General features: G+C 73.0%; 12 protein-coding genes. 11 read left to right on the top strand and 1 reads right to left on the bottom strand.

Annotated features, from left to right (window positions below; all coding sequences use genetic code 11):
• Positions 1 to 4: 4 nt before the first annotated feature.
• Positions 5 to 772, bottom strand: coding sequence for an oxamate carbamoyltransferase subunit AllH family protein (locus tag HPC71_RS01280; RefSeq protein WP_171895975.1), 768 nt, complete (start codon positions 770 to 772; stop codon positions 5 to 7).
• A 102-nt stretch (positions 773 to 874) separates the two neighbouring features.
• On the opposite strand from HPC71_RS01280, the gene HPC71_RS01285 reads away from it, so the two are divergent.
• From HPC71_RS01285 to HPC71_RS01335, 11 genes are all read left to right on the top strand, one after another.
• Positions 875 to 2,137 (top strand): PucR family transcriptional regulator, encoded by a 1,263-nt coding sequence (locus HPC71_RS01285; RefSeq protein ID WP_171895976.1) that lies wholly within the window; start codon positions 875 to 877, stop codon positions 2,135 to 2,137.
• Between the two features lie 147 nt (positions 2,138 to 2,284).
• Positions 2,285 to 3,649: a uracil-xanthine permease family protein gene (locus HPC71_RS01290; RefSeq protein ID WP_154612802.1), complete on the top strand. Its 1,365-nt coding sequence runs from the start codon at positions 2,285 to 2,287 to the stop codon at positions 3,647 to 3,649.
• Between the two features lie 93 nt (positions 3,650 to 3,742).
• Positions 3,743 to 4,603, top strand: a complete 861-nt coding sequence (locus HPC71_RS01295; RefSeq protein WP_171895977.1) for an FAD binding domain-containing protein — start codon at positions 3,743 to 3,745, stop codon at positions 4,601 to 4,603.
• Between the two features lie 2 nt (positions 4,604 to 4,605).
• Complete coding sequence (locus HPC71_RS01300) at positions 4,606 to 5,235, top strand: (2Fe-2S)-binding protein (RefSeq protein ID WP_216656505.1); 630 nt, start codon at positions 4,606 to 4,608, stop codon at positions 5,233 to 5,235.
• The gene (gene cutA / locus HPC71_RS01305; RefSeq protein ID WP_154613401.1) at positions 5,232 to 7,634 is read left to right on the top strand and encodes an aerobic carbon-monoxide dehydrogenase large subunit; all 2,403 of its coding nucleotides are present in this window, start codon (positions 5,232 to 5,234) and stop codon (positions 7,632 to 7,634) included. Before HPC71_RS01300 ends, cutA begins: the two co-directional genes overlap by 4 nt.
• Positions 7,631 to 8,305 (top strand): SRPBCC family protein, encoded by a 675-nt coding sequence (locus HPC71_RS01310; protein ID WP_154613402.1) that lies wholly within the window; start codon positions 7,631 to 7,633, stop codon positions 8,303 to 8,305. Before cutA ends, HPC71_RS01310 begins: the two co-directional genes overlap by 4 nt.
• A complete protein-coding gene (locus tag HPC71_RS01315) occupies positions 8,302 to 9,723 on the top strand; it encodes an amidase (protein WP_253943854.1) in 1,422 nt (473 codons plus the stop codon). The genes HPC71_RS01310 and HPC71_RS01315 overlap by 4 nt, the downstream gene beginning before the upstream one ends.
• Before the next feature lie 315 nt (positions 9,724 to 10,038).
• Complete coding sequence (locus HPC71_RS01320; RefSeq protein ID WP_154613403.1) at positions 10,039 to 10,338, top strand: GIY-YIG nuclease family protein; 300 nt, start codon at positions 10,039 to 10,041, stop codon at positions 10,336 to 10,338.
• 482 nt (positions 10,339 to 10,820) lie between these two features.
• Positions 10,821 to 12,881 carry a hydantoinase/oxoprolinase family protein gene (locus HPC71_RS01325; protein WP_230083904.1) on the top strand — a complete coding sequence of 687 codons (2,061 nt, stop codon included), beginning with the start codon at positions 10,821 to 10,823 and terminating at the stop codon, positions 12,879 to 12,881.
• Positions 12,878 to 14,860, top strand: coding sequence for a hydantoinase B/oxoprolinase family protein (locus HPC71_RS01330; protein ID WP_154613405.1), 1,983 nt, complete (start codon positions 12,878 to 12,880; stop codon positions 14,858 to 14,860). The genes HPC71_RS01325 and HPC71_RS01330 overlap by 4 nt, the downstream gene beginning before the upstream one ends.
• Positions 14,861 to 14,880: 20 nt before the next feature.
• Positions 14,881 to 15,681: an SDR family oxidoreductase gene (locus HPC71_RS01335; protein WP_154612808.1), complete on the top strand. Its 801-nt coding sequence runs from the start codon at positions 14,881 to 14,883 to the stop codon at positions 15,679 to 15,681.
• Positions 15,682 to 15,713: the final 32 nt, after the last annotated feature.

Consider the following 15,713-nt stretch of genomic DNA (forward strand, 5'->3'; position numbering starts at 1 on the left):
TGGGTCAGGGGCGGAGCGCGAGGCCGGCGCCGAGGAGCATCCCCGCGCCGGAGGTGTGGCCGACGGCGGTGAGCCGGGCGACCGCGCCGTCGACGTCGCGGCCGGTGGCGAGGGCCAGCAGCAGCGAGCGGAACTCCGGGATGCACCCGCCCTCGATCGCGTCGACCAGGAGGGTCGCGGAGAGCGTGGTGGTGCGGTGCGCCCAGCGACGTACGCCGGCGGCGACCGCGCCGCGGGGGCGGTCGGCGGCGCGGGCGGCCACGAGCCAGCCGGCCACGACGTCGTCGCCGACCGGGGTCAGCCCGTCGCCGCGGCCGAGGAGGGCCTCGACGGCGTCGCCGTCGCCGGCGGCCAGCGCGTCGAGCGCCGCCGCGGGGAGCTGGTCGCGGACGGGGGTCAGGTCGGGGGTCGCCGCAGCGAGTCGGTCGGCGGCCTCCGGCGGGAGGGCGGGGAGGTCGGTGGGGACGAGCCGGTCGACCGCGACGGCGAGGTGCCCGACGTGGAGGACGCCGTCGACGACCGTGGCCGGGGTGCCGACCGGGACGTCGGGCAGGCTGGCCAGGGCGGTGGCGATGGTGGCCGGCACGTGCACGGCGCCGTGGGCGGCGACGCCGACGACCCGGTCGCCGGCCTCGTGCCGCAGCAGGACGTAGATCGCGGAGGCCCCGGAGTGGACGACCTCGCCGGTGCCCGGCTCCTCCTGCAACCGTCGCCGGAGGGCGGCGGTCCCGGCTCCCGCGACGCGGGTCCGGGTCGAGCGCGGAGGTGGCACCTCCCGGACGCTAACGGATGAACTAGGGTGCGCCGAATGGTGAGCTTTGCCAACTCCGGCTCCGGCGCGGGACAAGAGTTGATAACGGATGGGTCGGCGTCCGTGTCGTCGCCCACGCCGTCGCCCGAGCCGTCGGTCGAGCCCCTCGACGTCGACGAGCTGGCCGAGGGCCTCGCCCAGCAGGTGCTCGCGAACGCCGACCTCGGCGCGATCGTCGACGCCATCGGCGCCTCCCTGCGCGTGGACGTCGCGGTCACCACCACCGACGGCCGGGAGCGGGTGACCCGCCTGCGCGATGCCGTGCGCGGCGCGCTCGAGGCCGGCGACCTGGTCGACCCCACCGGCCGGCTGCGCGTGGAGCGGCTCGACGCCGAGGACACCGTCCTGGCCGGCGGGTCGCGGGTGCACCGCCTCCAGGTCGCCACGCCCGCCCAGCCGCTCGGGCACCTCGTGGTCGTCGCCGACCGCGCGCTCACCGACCTCGAGCGGGTCGCCCTGCGGCGCGCCGTCACCGCGGTCGCGCTGTCGATCAGCCGGCAGCAGGCGGTCTCGGCGGTGGAGAACAAGTACCGCGGCGACTTCCTGCGCGACGTGCTGCTCGGCCGGGCCGGCTCGGAGGAGTTCGTCCGCGAGCACGTCGCCGGCTTCGGCTGGGACCTCGGCGGGCCATCGATCGTGCTCGTCGCCCAGCTCGACCCCCCGCCGGCCGGCGAGCCGTCCGGGACGGTGGAGGAGCAGCGGCTGTGGCAGGAGCGCTTCGCCGACGCCTGGCGCCAGGTGCTCGGCGGGGTGTCCCGGGCCGTCCCGGTCGCGGACTTCGGGTCCGAGGTGGTCACGGTCCTGCCGGCGGAGGGCAGCGTGCCCGGCTCGGACCCGGTCCTGCGCCTGGTCCGCACGGTCGCCGGCGACAAGGGCGGCGGCCGCCGGCCGTTCTCGGTCGGCGTGGGGCGGCTGGCACGCGACGTACGCAGCCTGCCGGAGAGCTACGCGCAGGCCTACCGGGCCGTGGCCGTCGGCCGGCGGGTCCGCGGCGGGGGTACCACGACCTGGTTCGACGAGCTGGGCCTGCACCGGCTGATCGCGATGGTCCCCGACGACATGGAGCTGCGCGCCTTCGCCACCGACGTGCTCGGCGAGCTGGCCGGCCAGACCGAGGAGGCCGCCGCGCTGCGGGAGACCCTCCAGGTGCTGCTGTCGACGAACTTCAACGTCGCCGAGGCGGCGCGCCTGCAGTTCTTCCACTACAACACCATCCGCTACCGCGTGACCAAGCTCGAGCGGCTGCTCGGCCCGATCACCTCCGACCACAACCTGCGCCTCGACGTCGCGGTCGCGCTCAAGGTGCTCGAGGTCGTCGGCGGGTGACCCCGCAGGTTCCCGGCGGCGCGCCGTAGGCAGGTTGTGTCGACGTTCGGGGCACCCTTTCGGCGATGCTGCCCAATGAGGGCGTGACCTAGGCCTCCCTAGGCTCGCTTCTCTCTCGGTACCACCGCTGGCGAAGGGAACTTCCGCATGTCGATGTTCAAGTGGACGCAGGTGGACCCTGCGCCCGGTGAGGCCGTCGGGCCGATGGAGCGCCTGAGCTGGGGCAAGACCATCGGTCTGGGTGCCCAGCACGTCGTGGCGATGTTCGGGGCGACGTTCGTCTTCCCGCTGATCATGGGGCTGGACGCCAACCTGGCGATCCTGTTCTCCGGTATCTGCACGATCCTGTTCCTGCTGGTCGTCAACAACAAGGTGCCCAGCTACCTCGGCACGAGCGGCTCGTTCGTCTCCGGTGTCGCCGCGATCCGCGCCCAGGGCGGCGACTCCGCCGACGTCACCGGCGCGATCCTCATCGCCGGTGTGATCCTGCTGCTGGTCGGCGTGCTGGTCCACTACATCGGCACCAACGCGATCAAGCGGATCCTGCCGCCGGCCGTCACCGGCGCCGTCGTCATGCTGATCGGCTTCAACCTCGCCCCGGTGGTCGCGAACACCTACTGGCCCCAGGACCAGTGGATCGCGCTGGCGACCGCCGCCTTCGTCGTCGTCGCCGCGGTGCGCTTCCCCGGCTTCTGGTCGCGGATCTCGATCTTCCTCGCGCTCATCTTCGGCTACGCGCTGTCGTTCCTGACCGACGTCGTCTTCGGGCAGATCACCTCGCCTGACGGCACCGGCACCGTCACCACCCGCGACCGGGTGAACCTCTCCGGCCTCGGCGACGCGCCGTGGTTCGGCCTGCCGACCGGCGACCTGGCCGACGGGGTCAGCAAGGTCCACGCGCCGGACTTCTCCCTGACCTTCGCGCTGCTGGTCATCCCGGCCGTCATCGCGCTCATCGCCGAGAACACCGGCCACGTCCGCGCCGTCGCGGAGATGACCGGGGACGACCTCGACCCCTACATGGGCCGCGCGCTCGGCGCCGACGGCGCCGCGACCGCCCTGGCCAGCGCCTTCGGTGCCTCGCCGACCACGACGTACGCCGAGAACATCGGCGTCATGTCGGCCACCAAGGTCTACTCGACCGCCGCCTACTACGTCGCCGCCGCCGTGGCGATCATCCTCGGTCTCTGCCCGAAGTTCGGCGTGGTCATCAACGCCATCCCGGGTGGCGTCCTCGGCGGCATCACCGTCGTCCTCTACGGCATGATCGGCCTCATCGGCGCCAAGATCTGGGTGGACAACCGGATCGACTTCGGCAGCCCGATCAACATGGTCCCGCTGGCGGCCGGCCTCATCGCCGGCATCGGCAACGTGACGCTGGTCATGGGCGACTTCGAGCTCAGCGGCATCGCGCTCGGCACGATCATGGTCATCGCCTTCTACCACCTGGTGAACATCGGTCGGCCCCGCGACCACAAGACCGGGGCCGAGGACGTCACCCGGGCCATGTAGCCCGGCGTCGGCCGGACCGGGCCCGCCCGGTCCGGCCGACACCTCCTCTCGGACACCGCACCACCCAGCAACTCAGAAAGGCCGGCTCCCCACGTGAAACCCACGGCGTTCGACTACGCCCGTCCGGAGACGTTGGAGGAGGCGGTCCAGGCCCTGGGCAGCCACCCCGACTCCAAGGTGCTCGCCGGCGGCCAGAGCCTCGTGCCGCTGATGTCGATGCGCCTCGCGGCCCCCGCGCTGCTGGTCGACATCAACGGCCTGCCGGATCTCGACCACGTCACCGCCGACGCCTCCGGCGTCCGGATCGGTGCCCTCGCCCGCCACGCCGACGTCCTGGCCTCGCCCGACGTACGCCGCGTGCAGCCCCTGGTCTCGCTCGCGCTGGCCAACGTGGCCCACCCGACCATCCGCAACCGCGGCACCACCGTCGGCTCGATCGTCCACGCCGACGCCGCCGCGGAGATGCCGATGGTGCTCCAGCTGCTCGACGGCTCGGTCGACGTCGTCGGCCCCGCCGGCCGCCGCACCATCGCCGCCGCCGACCTCTACGTCGGCCCGCTCGAGTCGAGCCTGGCCCACGACGAGGTCGCGGTCGAGGCGTTCTTCCCCGCGCTGCCCGCCGGTTCCGGCGTGGCGTTCGAGGAGATCTCGCGCCGCCACGGCGACTACGCCATGTGCGGCGTCGCCGCCGTCGTCGCCGTCGAGGACGGCCGGGTCGTCTCGGCCCGCGCCGGCTACCTGTCGGTCTCCGACGTGCCGGTCGTCGTCGACCTCACCGAGGCCCTCGCCGGCGCCGTCGACGAGCCCGCGCTGGCCCGGGCCGCCGAGGCCGCCCTGGCGCAGCTGGAGCCGGAGACCGACATCCATGCCTCCGCGGCGTACCGCGCGCACCTGGTCACAGTGCTGACCGCGCGCGTGCTGACCGCGGCCCACGACCACGCTCGGGAGGAGTGACCGTGGCTGAGAACCCCGCAGGAAACCCCGCTGGGAAGACCGCTGAGAAGACCCACGACGTCCGGCTCGAGGTGAACGGCGTGACCCACGACGTCGCCGTCCCCGCCCGCCGGCTGCTGTCGGACGCCCTGCGCCAGGAGTGCGGCCTGACCGGCACGCACGTCGGCTGCGAGCACGGCGTCTGCGGCGCGTGCACCGTGCTGGTCGACGGCCGGCCGGTGCGCAGCTGCCTGATGTTCGCCGTCTCCGCGGTCGGCACCGAGATCACCACCGTCGAGGGGCTGGCCGAGCCGGACGGCTCGCTCAACCCCGTGCAGCAGGCCTTCCGGGAGTGCCACGGCCTCCAGTGCGGCTTCTGCACCCCCGGCTTCCTCACCACCGTCACCGCGGGCCTCAAGGAGAACCCCTGCCCGACGCACGAGGAGGCCAAGGAGATGGTGGCGGGCAACCTGTGCCGCTGCACCGGGTACCAGAACATCGTCAAGGCCGTCGAGCGCGCCGCGGAGATCGCCCGCGGCGACGCGCCGGCCGCGCCGCCCCCGGACGGCCCGGACGGCGGGCTCGAGGCGGCGAGCGGCGAGGCCGAGGTCGCCCGCGACGACGACGCATCGACGACGGGACTGGGCGCATGACCACCAAGCTGATGGGCGAGGCCGTCCAGCGGGTCGAGGACGACCGGCTGCTCCGCGGCGGCGGGCAGTACGTCGACGACATCGACCTCGGCGCGCTGCACGTCGCGGTGCTGCGCAGCCCCCACGCCCACGCCCGCATCCTCTCCGTCGACGTCGACGCGGTGCTCGACGTCGAGGGCGTCCACGCGGTGTGGACCTACGACGACCTCGAGGGCGCGATGGCCGAGCCGCTGCCGCTGCTCATCCCGCACCCGACGCTGACCCACGGCCGCACGCAGTACGCCCTGGCCCGCGACGAGGTGAACTACGTCGGCGAGGCGATCGCGATCGTCGTCGCCGAGGACAGGTACGTCGCCGAGGACGCCGTCGCGCAGATCGTCGTGGACTACGAGCTGCTCCCGGCGGTGGTCGGCATCGAGGCCGCCCGCGCGGCCGAGCACCTGGTCCACGACGACGTGCCCGGCAACATCGCCGCCCGCTCGGAGCAGAGCAACGGCGACGCCGAGGCCGCGATCGCCGCCGCCCCGCACACCCTGTCGCTGGACTTCGACATCGAGCGCAGCGCCTGCATGCCGATGGAGGGACGCGGCGTCACCGCCCGCTGGGACACCGCCAACGGCCGGCTGCAGGTGTGGACCTCCACGCAGACCTCCACCGGCGTCCGCGCCGCCGTCGCCGCCAAGCTCGGCCTCGACCTGCTCCAGGTCGACGTGATCACCCCCGACGTGGGCGGCGGGTTCGGCGTCAAGATCAACCACCCCTGGCCCGAGGAGCTGCTGGTCTCGCTGGCTGCGCAGCGGCTGGGGCGGCCGGTGAAGTTCACCGAGGACCGCCGCGAGCACTTCATCTCCTCCGCGCACGAGCGCGCGCAGCTGCACCACGTCGAGGTCGGGTTCGACGACGAGGGCCGGCTGCTCGGGCTCGACGTCCGGTTCTGGCACGACCACGGCGCCTACACGCCGTACGGCCTGATCGTCCCGATCAACGCCTCGACCCAGCTGGTCGGGCCCTACAAGACCGGCCCCTACCGGGTCGTCTTCGACTCCCTGTACACCAACACCGTGATCGTCACGCCCTACCGGGGAGCGGGCCGGCCGCAGGGCTGCTTCGTGATGGAGCGGACGATGGACGCGATCGCCGCCTACCTCGGCAAGGACCGCGCCGACGTCCGCGAGGTCAACCTGATCCAGCCCGACGAGTTCCCCTACGACCACGGCCTGGTCTTCCAGGACGGTCGCGAGACGATCTACGACTCCGGGGACTTCCCGGCGATGCTGGAGAAGATCAAGACGCTGGTCGGCTGGGAGGGCTTCCCGGCCTACCGCGCCGAGATGGCCGCCCAGGGCCGCCGCGTCGGCATCGGCCTGGCGGCGTACGTCGAAGGCACCGGCGCGGGCCCCTACGAGGGCGCGCACGTCAACATCGAGAGCTCCGGCAAGGTCAAGGTCGCCACCGGCCTGACCAGCCAGGGCCAGGGCCACCAGACGGCGTTCGCGCAGATCGTGGCCGACGAGCTCGGCGTGCCGTTCGAGGACGTCGAGATCACCACCGGCGACACCCGCCGGATGGCGTACGCCGTCGGCACCTTCGCCTCCCGCGCGGCCGTGATGAGCGGCTCGGCGATCCACCTCGCCGCCAAGCGGGCCAAGGAGAAGGTGCTGCGGCTGGCCTCCGACGCGCTCGAGGCCGACCCCGAGGACCTGCAGATCGTCGACGGCGTCGTCTCGGTCAAGGGCTCCCCGGGCACCTCGATCTCGCTCGGGACGGTCGCGGTGCTCTCGAACCCGCTGCGCTACGCCTTCGACGAGGCGTCCAAGGCGGCCACGCAGTTCTCGGTCGGCGACCCGACCAAGCCACCGGTCGCCGAGGACGACGAGCCGGGCCTGGAGGGCAAGGACTTCTACTCGCCCACCCGCTCGACGTTCGCCTCGGGCATGCACGCCGTGATCGTCGAGACCGACCCCGACACCGCCGAGATCACGATCCTCAAGTACGCCGTCGTCCACGACTGCGGCACGGTCATCAACCCGATGATCGTCGAGGGCCAGATCCACGGCGGCGTCGCCCAGGGCGTCGGCGGGGCGCTCTACGAGAAGATGGCCTACGACGAGTCCGGCCAGCTGCTCAACGCCTCGTTCATGGACTTCCTGATGCCCTACGTCACCGAGGTCCCCGACTCCATCGACATCGACCACCTCGAGACCCCGTCCCCGCTCAACCCCCTGGGCATCAAGGGCGCCGGCGAGGCCGGCGTCATCCCCGGCTCCGCCGCCATCGCGGCCGCCATCGAGGACGCCGAGGGGCTGCCCATCACCGCCATGCCGATCTCGCCGTCGGAGCTCTTCGAGCTCCGCGCGCAGCACGCCGTGGCCACCACGACTCCGGAGGAGAACCGATGAAGATCGCCGGCCAGAACACCATCGCCGCCCCCGTCGACAAGGTCTGGGAGGCGCTGCTGGACCCGCGGGTGCTCGTGGCCACGATCCCCGGCTGCGAGCAGCTGCAGACCACCGGCGAGAACGCCTACGCCATGACCGTCAGCGCCGGCGTCGCCGCCATCAAGGGCACCTACAACGGCGCCTGCACCCTCTCGGACCTCCAGCAGCACGAGTCGCTGACCATGGGCCTCAAGGGCGCCGGCGCGCCGGGCACGATCGACGCCACCGTCGCGGTCCGCTTCGAGCCGCAGGGCGAGGAGACCGTGCTGTCCTACGACGCCGACGCGGTCGTCGGCGGGATGATCGGCGGCGTCGGCCAGCGGATGCTCACCAGCGTCTCGCGCCGGATGGCCGCGGAGTTCTTCGGCAACGTCGAGAAGGTCATCGCCAACGGGCTGCCCGCGGAGGCCGCGGCCGCCCCGGCTGCTCCGGCTTCCTCCGACGGGGCCGCTCCGGCCGGTGCCGCGGCCCCGGCCGCGGTGGCCGCCGACGCGACCGTCTTCGCCGCGGCCGCGGCCGCTCCGCGGGCCTCGGTCGGCGGTGACCAGTCGTTCCTGACCGGAGTCGTCGTCGGCGGTGCGCTGGTGCTCGCCGGCGTCGTGGTCGGCGGGCTGCTGGGCCGGCGCCGGTGATCGCGGTCCCCGCCCGGGGCTCGGGCTCGGCCGGTCTCTCGGTCGACTCGACCGCCCGGGAGATGGCCGCGGCGGTCCGCCGTCGCGACGTCTCGGCCCGCGAGCTGCTCGACCTGCACCTCGCGCGGATCGCCGAGCGGAACCCGCAGCTCAACGCGGTCGTCTCCCTCGACGAGGAGCGCGCCCGTGCGGGTGCCGCGGCCGCCGACGAGGCGCTCGCGCGTGGCGAGGAGGTCGGCCCGCTGCACGGCCTGCCGTTCGCCTTCAAGGACACCCACGCCGTGGGCGGGTGGCGGACGACGTACGGCTCGACGCTGCGGGCCGAGCACGTCCCCGACCGCGACGAGCTGCTCGTCGAGCGGGTGCGCGGCGCGGGTGCGGTGACGATCGGCAAGACCAACGTGCCGGAGTTCGCGGCCGGGTCGCACACGTTCAACAAGGTCTTCGGGACCACGCTGAACCCGGTCGACGCCTCGCGGTCGGCCGGCGGCTCCTCCGGCGGCGCGGCGTGCGCGCTGGCGGCCGGGATGGTGCCGCTCGCGGACGGCTCGGACATGGGTGGCTCGCTGCGCAACCCCGCGTCGTTCTGCGGCGTGGTCGGCATGCGGCCCAGCCTCGGGCGGGTGCCGGAGTGGCCGCTGTACAACCAGTGGGAGACCACCTCGGTCGGCGGGCCGATGGCCCGCAACGTCGCCGACCTGGCGCTGCTGCTCTCGGTGATGGCCGGCCCCGACGCGCGGGCGCCGCAAGCGCTGGGCGACGCGGGCTCGACCTTCGCCGACCCGCGGCCGGCCGCCCTCGGCGGGCTGCGCGTCGCGCTCAGCACCGACCTCGGCGGCGCCTTCGAGGTCGACCACGAGGTGGCCGGCGTCGTCGAGGCGACCGGCCGGGCGCTCGCCTCCGCCGGGGCCGCCGTCTCCGGCGCCCACCCCGACCTCGGCCTGGCCGAGGACACCTTCCGCACGCTGCGCGCCTGGCACTTCCAGGCCAAGTTCGGTGCGCTCCTCGCCGAGCACCCCGACGCGTTCAAGGCCTCGCTGGCCGACAACATCCGAGCGGGGGAGTCCCTCACCGGCGCCGACGTCGCCCGCGCCTACACCCAGCGCACGGCGCTCTCGGAGACGATGCGGGAGTTCTTCGGCTCCTACGACGTGCTGGTGCTGCCGGTCTCGCAGGTGCCGCCGTTCCCCGCAGACCAGGAGTTCCCCTCGGCGATCAACGGCAAGCCGATGGAGACCTACCTGGACTGGATGCGCTCGGCGTACTTCATCACCGTCACCGGCTGCCCGGCCATCTCCGTGCCCGCCGGCACCACCCGCGACGGCCTTCCCGTCGGCGTCCAGATCGTCGCCCCCCACGGCGCCGACCTGCGCCTGCTCGAGGTCGCCCGCGCCGTCGAGGGGCTCGTCTCCCCCTGACCCTCCCCGCTGGTTGAGCAGCGAAGGCCCCCCGCTGGTTGAGCAGCGAAGGCCCCCCGGGGCCTGAGCGTGTCGAAACCCGGTGAGGTGCGCAGGGCGGTGGGGACGGCCGCCCCCGCTGGTTGAGCAGCGAAGGCCGCCAGGCCTGAGTGTGTCGAAACCCGGTGAGGTGGGCAGGGCTCTGCGCGGGTGCGGGGGTTTCGACACGGCTCGCTGGCGCTCGCCTGCTCAACCAGCGGGTGGATGTGGCGGGGTTCTCCACAGGGCGCGGACCGGTCAGTTCACCCGAACGCCCGGCGGGGGAGGCGTACCGCCATGGCGTGGACCTACCTGCTGGAGTGCGCCGACGGCTCGTACTACGTCGGCAGCACGACCGACCTCGAGCGACGCGTGAGCGAGCACGACCTCGGCCTGGGCGCGGCGTACACCCGTCCGGGCCGTCGACGGCCGGTGCGCCTCGTGTGGTCGGCCGAGTTCAACCGGATCGACGACGCGTACTACTTCGAGAAGCAGCTGCAGGGGTGGAGCCGCGCCAAGCGGCAGGCGCTGATCGACGGGCGGCTCGACGACCTCCCTGCGCTTGCGCGGGGGCGGTGGCGCGACGCTGGTGGTTGAGGCCCTGCGCGGGGGCGGGGGTTTCGACACGGCTCGCTGGCGCTCGCCTGCTCAACCAGCGGGTGGTGGCGCGGGTCTTCCGCTGGTTGAGCAGCGAAGGCCGCCAGGCCTGAGTGTGTCGAAACCCGGTGAGGTGCGCAGGGCCACTGCCGTGGTCACGGGGTTTCGACACGGCTCGCTGGCGCTCGCCTGCTCAACCAGCGGGTGGTGGCGTGGGTCTGCTGTTGGTTGAGCAGCGAAGGCCGCCAGGCCTGAGCGTGTCGAAACCCGGTGAGGTGCGCAGGGCCCTGCGCGGGTGCGGGGGTTTCGACACGGCTCGCTGGCGCTCGCCTGCTCAACCAGCGGAGGTCGCTGGCGCTCGCCTGCTCAACCAGCGGGGCGGGCGTTGGCAGGATCTGACCAAGGATGGCCGATCGGTAGGCAGAGGGTGCCGTCGTGCTGAGGTGGCCCGAACCCGTTGAATGTCGGTCATGACAAGGCGGATGAGGATCGGCATCGACACCGGCGGCACGTTCACCGATGTCGTGGCCTTCGACGAGGACAGCGGCACGGTGGTCACCACCAAGACGCCCAGCACGCCGGGGAACCCGGCCGACGGGTTCCTGGCGGGGATCGACAAGGTGCTGGACCTGGCCGGGGCGAGCTTCGACGACGTCGTCGCGGTCAGCCACGGCACGACGGTCGCGACCAACCAGCTCCTCGAGGGCAAGGTCGACGCGCTCGGGTTCATCACCACCGAGGGCTACGAGGCGATGCTCGAGATCGCCCGCCAGTCGGTGCCCGACGGCTACGGCAACTCCTACTTCTGGGTCAAGCCCGACCGGATCGTCCCCCGCGACCTGGTCAAGGGCGTCGGCGGCCGCCTCGACCACACCGGCGCCGAGATCCGCCCCTTCGACGAGCAGGGCGCGCGGACCGTCGCGCGCTGGTTCAAGAACCAGGGCATCGACACGCTCGGCGTGTGCTTCCTGCACGCCTACGCCAACCCGGCGCACGAGGAGCGGATGCGGGAGATCCTCCTCGAGGAGCACCCCGACGCCGTCGTCTCGATCTCGAGTGAGGTGCTGCGCGAGTACCGCGAGTACGAGCGGTCGATGACCACCCTCGTCGACGCCGCGGTCAAGCCGAAGCTCTCGCGCTACGTCACCAACATCAAGGACCGCCTGGCCTCCCAGAGCGGCCGGACCATCCCGTTCTACGTGATGAAGTCCAACGGCGGCGTGCTCTCGGCCGACGAGGTCGTGCACCAGCCGATCACCACCGTCCTCTCCGGCCCGGCCGCCGGCGCGCTCGGCGCCGCGCTCATCGCGAAGGTCGCGGGCTTCGACAAGGTGCTGACCTCCGACGGCGGCGGTACGTCGACCGACGTCTCGGTCGTCATCGACGGCGAGCCCACGCTGACCACCGAGGGCAGCGTCGGCGTCTACCCCTCCAAGATCCCGATGATCGACGTGGTCACCGTCGGCGCGGGCGGCGGCTCGATCGCCTGGCTCTCCCCGGAGGGCACCCTCAAGGTCGGCCCGCACAGCGCCGGCGCCGACCCGGGCCCGATCTGCTACCGCAAGGGCGGCACCGAGGTCACCATCACCGACGCCCACGTCTTCCTCGGCCGGATCCCCCCGCACCTGCTGGGCGGCGAGATCCCGCTGGACGTCGACTCGGCGTCCGCGGCGATCCGCGAGCTCGCGGCGAAGCTGGAGATCACCCCGGAGGCGTGTGCCACCGGCATCCTGGAGATCTCCGCGTGGAACCAGGCCAACGCCCTGCGCCAGGTCACCGTCAAGCGCGGCCTCGACGTCCGCGACTTCACCCTCACCACCTTCGGCGGCTCCGGCTCGCTGCTGCTGTGCCGCCTCATGGACGTGCTCGGCGTACCGACCGTGCTGGTCCCGCCGAACCCGGGCAACGTCTCGGCCTTCGGCCTGCTCACCGTGGACGTCAAGAACGACTACGTGCAGACCCACGTCGCCCTCCACGAGGACCTCGAGCCCGCCGCGCTGCAGCGGGAGTACGACGTCCTCACCGAGCGCGCCGCCGCGGCGCTGGCCACCGAGGGCTTCGCCCCCGAGGAGCACGTCTTCGTGCGCACCGCGGACGTCCGCTACTTCGGCCAGGCCTTCGAGGTGCGCGTCGCGGTGCCGGACGGCCCGATCAGCGAGGAGAGCCTGCGCACCGTCGCGGACCGCTTCCACGCCGAGCACCACACCCTCTACGGCTACGACTTCGCCCAGGACCCGACCCAGCAGGTCGAGGTCGTCAACCTCCGCGTCTCCGGCGTCGGCCCGATCCGCCGCCCGGAGATCCCGAAGGCCATCAGCGACCAGGCCACGCCGCAGCAGACCAGCACCCGCCCGGTGTGCTTCGACGCCGAGGCCGGGTACGTCGACACGCCGGTCTACTGGCGCCCCGACCTGCCCGCCGGGCAGGAGCTGGTCGGCCCGGTGATCATCGAGGAGTTCGGCTCGACCGTGCCCATCCACCCGGGCTTCACCGCCCGGGTCGACGACTACGCCAACATCGTGGTGACCAGGAGCGACGCATGACCACCGACACCCACTCGGGCACGAGCACCTTCGCGGGCGCGCCGGACCTCGGCAGCCGCCGGGCGCCGACCCAGTTCCCCTTCGGCCCGCTGACCGAGGACTCCGGCCGCAGCGCCGACCCGGTCCTCGTCGAGATCGTCCAGGGCTCCCTGGCCGCGGTCGAGCACGAGGTCGAGACGGCCATCGCGCGCACCAGCCGCAGCCCGATGATCCGCGACGCGCACGACTTCCGCGCCGGCATCCACGACCGCCGGCTGCGCAAGCTGACCGGCCGGTCGTACTCCGCGCTGGTCCACCCCGTCGCGCGTGACTTCCCGATCGAGGAGATGCGCGAGGGCGACGTCTTCTTCCACAACGACGTCTACCTGTCCGAGGGCGGCATCGGCCACCTCCCGGACCTGTGCGTCACGGTGCCGGTCTTCGCCGGACCCGAGGGCGAGCGCCGCGTGGTGGCGTTCGTGCAGGCCTTCGGTCACCACGACGACATCGGCGGTGCCGTGCCGGGCTCCATGCCCTCGCACGCCACCAGCGTCTACGAGGAGGGCCTCGCGGTCCCGCCGATCAAGCTGTGGGACGCGGGCGTCCCGAACCGGTCGGCGCTCACGATCATGACCCGCAACTCGCGCATGCCCGAGTCGCTGGCCGCCGACCTCGACGCCGAGTGCTCGGCCTGCCTCATGGGCGCGCGCCGGCTCGGGGAGCTCTTCGACCGCTACGGCATCGAGACCGTCGAGGCCTGCTTCGACGCGATCATCGACCGCTCCACCGAGACCTACCGCCGCGAGATCCTCTCCAAGATCCCGGTCGGCACGTGGACGTGGGAGGACTACGCCGAGCACGACGGCGTCGACGACCCGCAGCTGCACACCCAGCGGATCACCCTGACCCGCACCGCGGCCGACGACCCCGACGGCGAGCGCCTGGTGCTCGACTTCGCCGGCACGTCCCCGCAGGCCAAGGGCCCGATCAACCACTGCGGCGACTACTCCGACGGTGTCTTCCTCAAGAAGTGGCTCGCGCCGATCCTGCGCAACCTCGCCGACACCCCCGAGCGGATGGCCGAGCTCGACGTCAACGAGGGCGTCGTACCGCTCATCGAGATGCGCTTCCCCGAGAAGGGCACGCTGCTCACGCCGATCTTCCCGGCGCCGACCAACGCCCGCACGTTCGTCATCCTGCGCCTGCTCGGCGTGCTGGCCGGCGTGATCGCGAAGGCCGTCGACGGCAAGATGCCGGCCGACCAGGAGACCATCCGGTACACCGGCGTCTACGGCGAGGACCTCGAGGGCCGCCCCTACCTCATGCGCGAGGTGCTCGGCGGCGGCTCCGGCGGCCGCTACTACGCCGACGGCGAGGACACCATCCACGTCGTCCCGGACAGCCGGAACCTCCCCACGGAGTTCACCGAGTCCCGCTTCCCGTTCATCGTCGAGTCGCTCAGCCTCGCCGTGGACTCCGGCGGCGCGGGCCAGTTCCGCGGCGGCCTGGGCTATGAGAAGCACATCCGGATGCTCAAGGACGCCCACTTCATGTCGATCGCCGACCGGTCGATCCTCGCGTGCTGGGGCGTCAAGGGCGGCAAGGCCGGCACGCCGTTCCAGGTCGTCATCGACGCGGGCGGCCCGAACGAGCGCGAGGTCGACGCCCTTGCCGACGCCGAGGAGGTCAAGGCCGGCGAGGTCATCCGCATCCGCACCACCGGTGGTGGCGGCTGGGGCAACCCGCTCGACCGTGACCCCGAGCTCGTCGTCCGCGACGTGCGCTGGCGCAAGGTCTCCACGGAGGCCGCGCTCGCCGACTACGGCGTGGTGCTGACCGGCTCGGTCGACGACGACACGCTGTCGTACGACGCCGAGGCGACCGCCACCGAGCGCGCCGGCCGCCCGGCCCCCGCGGTCGAGGACGCGTTCTTCGACCGCGGCCCCGGCTACGGGACGCTCGCCGGGGGCGCCGCCTCCGCCGAGGTCGACCACCTCTGAGTCGAGGAACGGAACCACCGATGAACGTCGCCGTCCTCGGCGGGACCGGCAAGACCGGTCGCGCCGTGGTCGCGGCGCTGGCCCAGGTGGGCGTGTCCGCACGCCCCCTGGGCCGGTCCGCGTTCGAGGACCTGCCCGCCGCGCTCGCCGGCGCGGACGCCGTCCACGTCATCGCGCCCAACCTCCACCCCGACGAGCCGGCGTACGTCGCCTCCGTGCTCGCGGCCGCGGCCGAGGCGAACGTGGACCGACTGACCTACCACTCGGTCGCGTCCCCCTACGCGCCGTCGATGCCGCACCACCTCGGCAAGGCCGTCGCCGAGGACCTGGTCCGCCGCTCCGGCCTGCGCTGGACGGTGCTCCAGCCCTGCGCCTACGTGCAGAACTTCCTCCCCGCCCTCGCCGACCTGCCCGCCGAGGGCGGCGAGCTCGCCGTGCCGTACGCCGTGGACACCCCGTTCGGGCTGGTCGACCTCGACGACGTCGCCGCCGCGACGGCCGTCGTGCTGACCACGCCGGGCCACGAGGGCGCGACCTACGAGCTGGGCGGGCCCGCGCTGGTCACGGTCGCGGGCGTCGCCGGCGCCGCGGCCGAGGTGCTGGAGCGGCCGGTCCGCGCGCGGCGTACCGACCCCGACGCCTGGCGCGGCGAGGGCCTCGACGAGCGCGAGCGGGCGTGGCTGCGCTCGATGTTCGCCTACTACGACGACCACGGCCTGCCGACCGGTCCGCTGCCGCTCGCGGCGCTCCTCGCGATGGTCGGACGCGCGCCGTCCCCGGTGGCCGACGTCCTGGCCCGCGTGCTCGCTGGCACAAGTTGACATCGCTCGGGCGCGGGTTCGGTCGATCCGCA

The sequence above is a fragment of the Nocardioides marmotae genome (genome assembly GCF_013177455.1).
Lineage (GTDB): Bacteria > Actinomycetota > Actinomycetes > Propionibacteriales > Nocardioidaceae > Nocardioides > Nocardioides marmotae.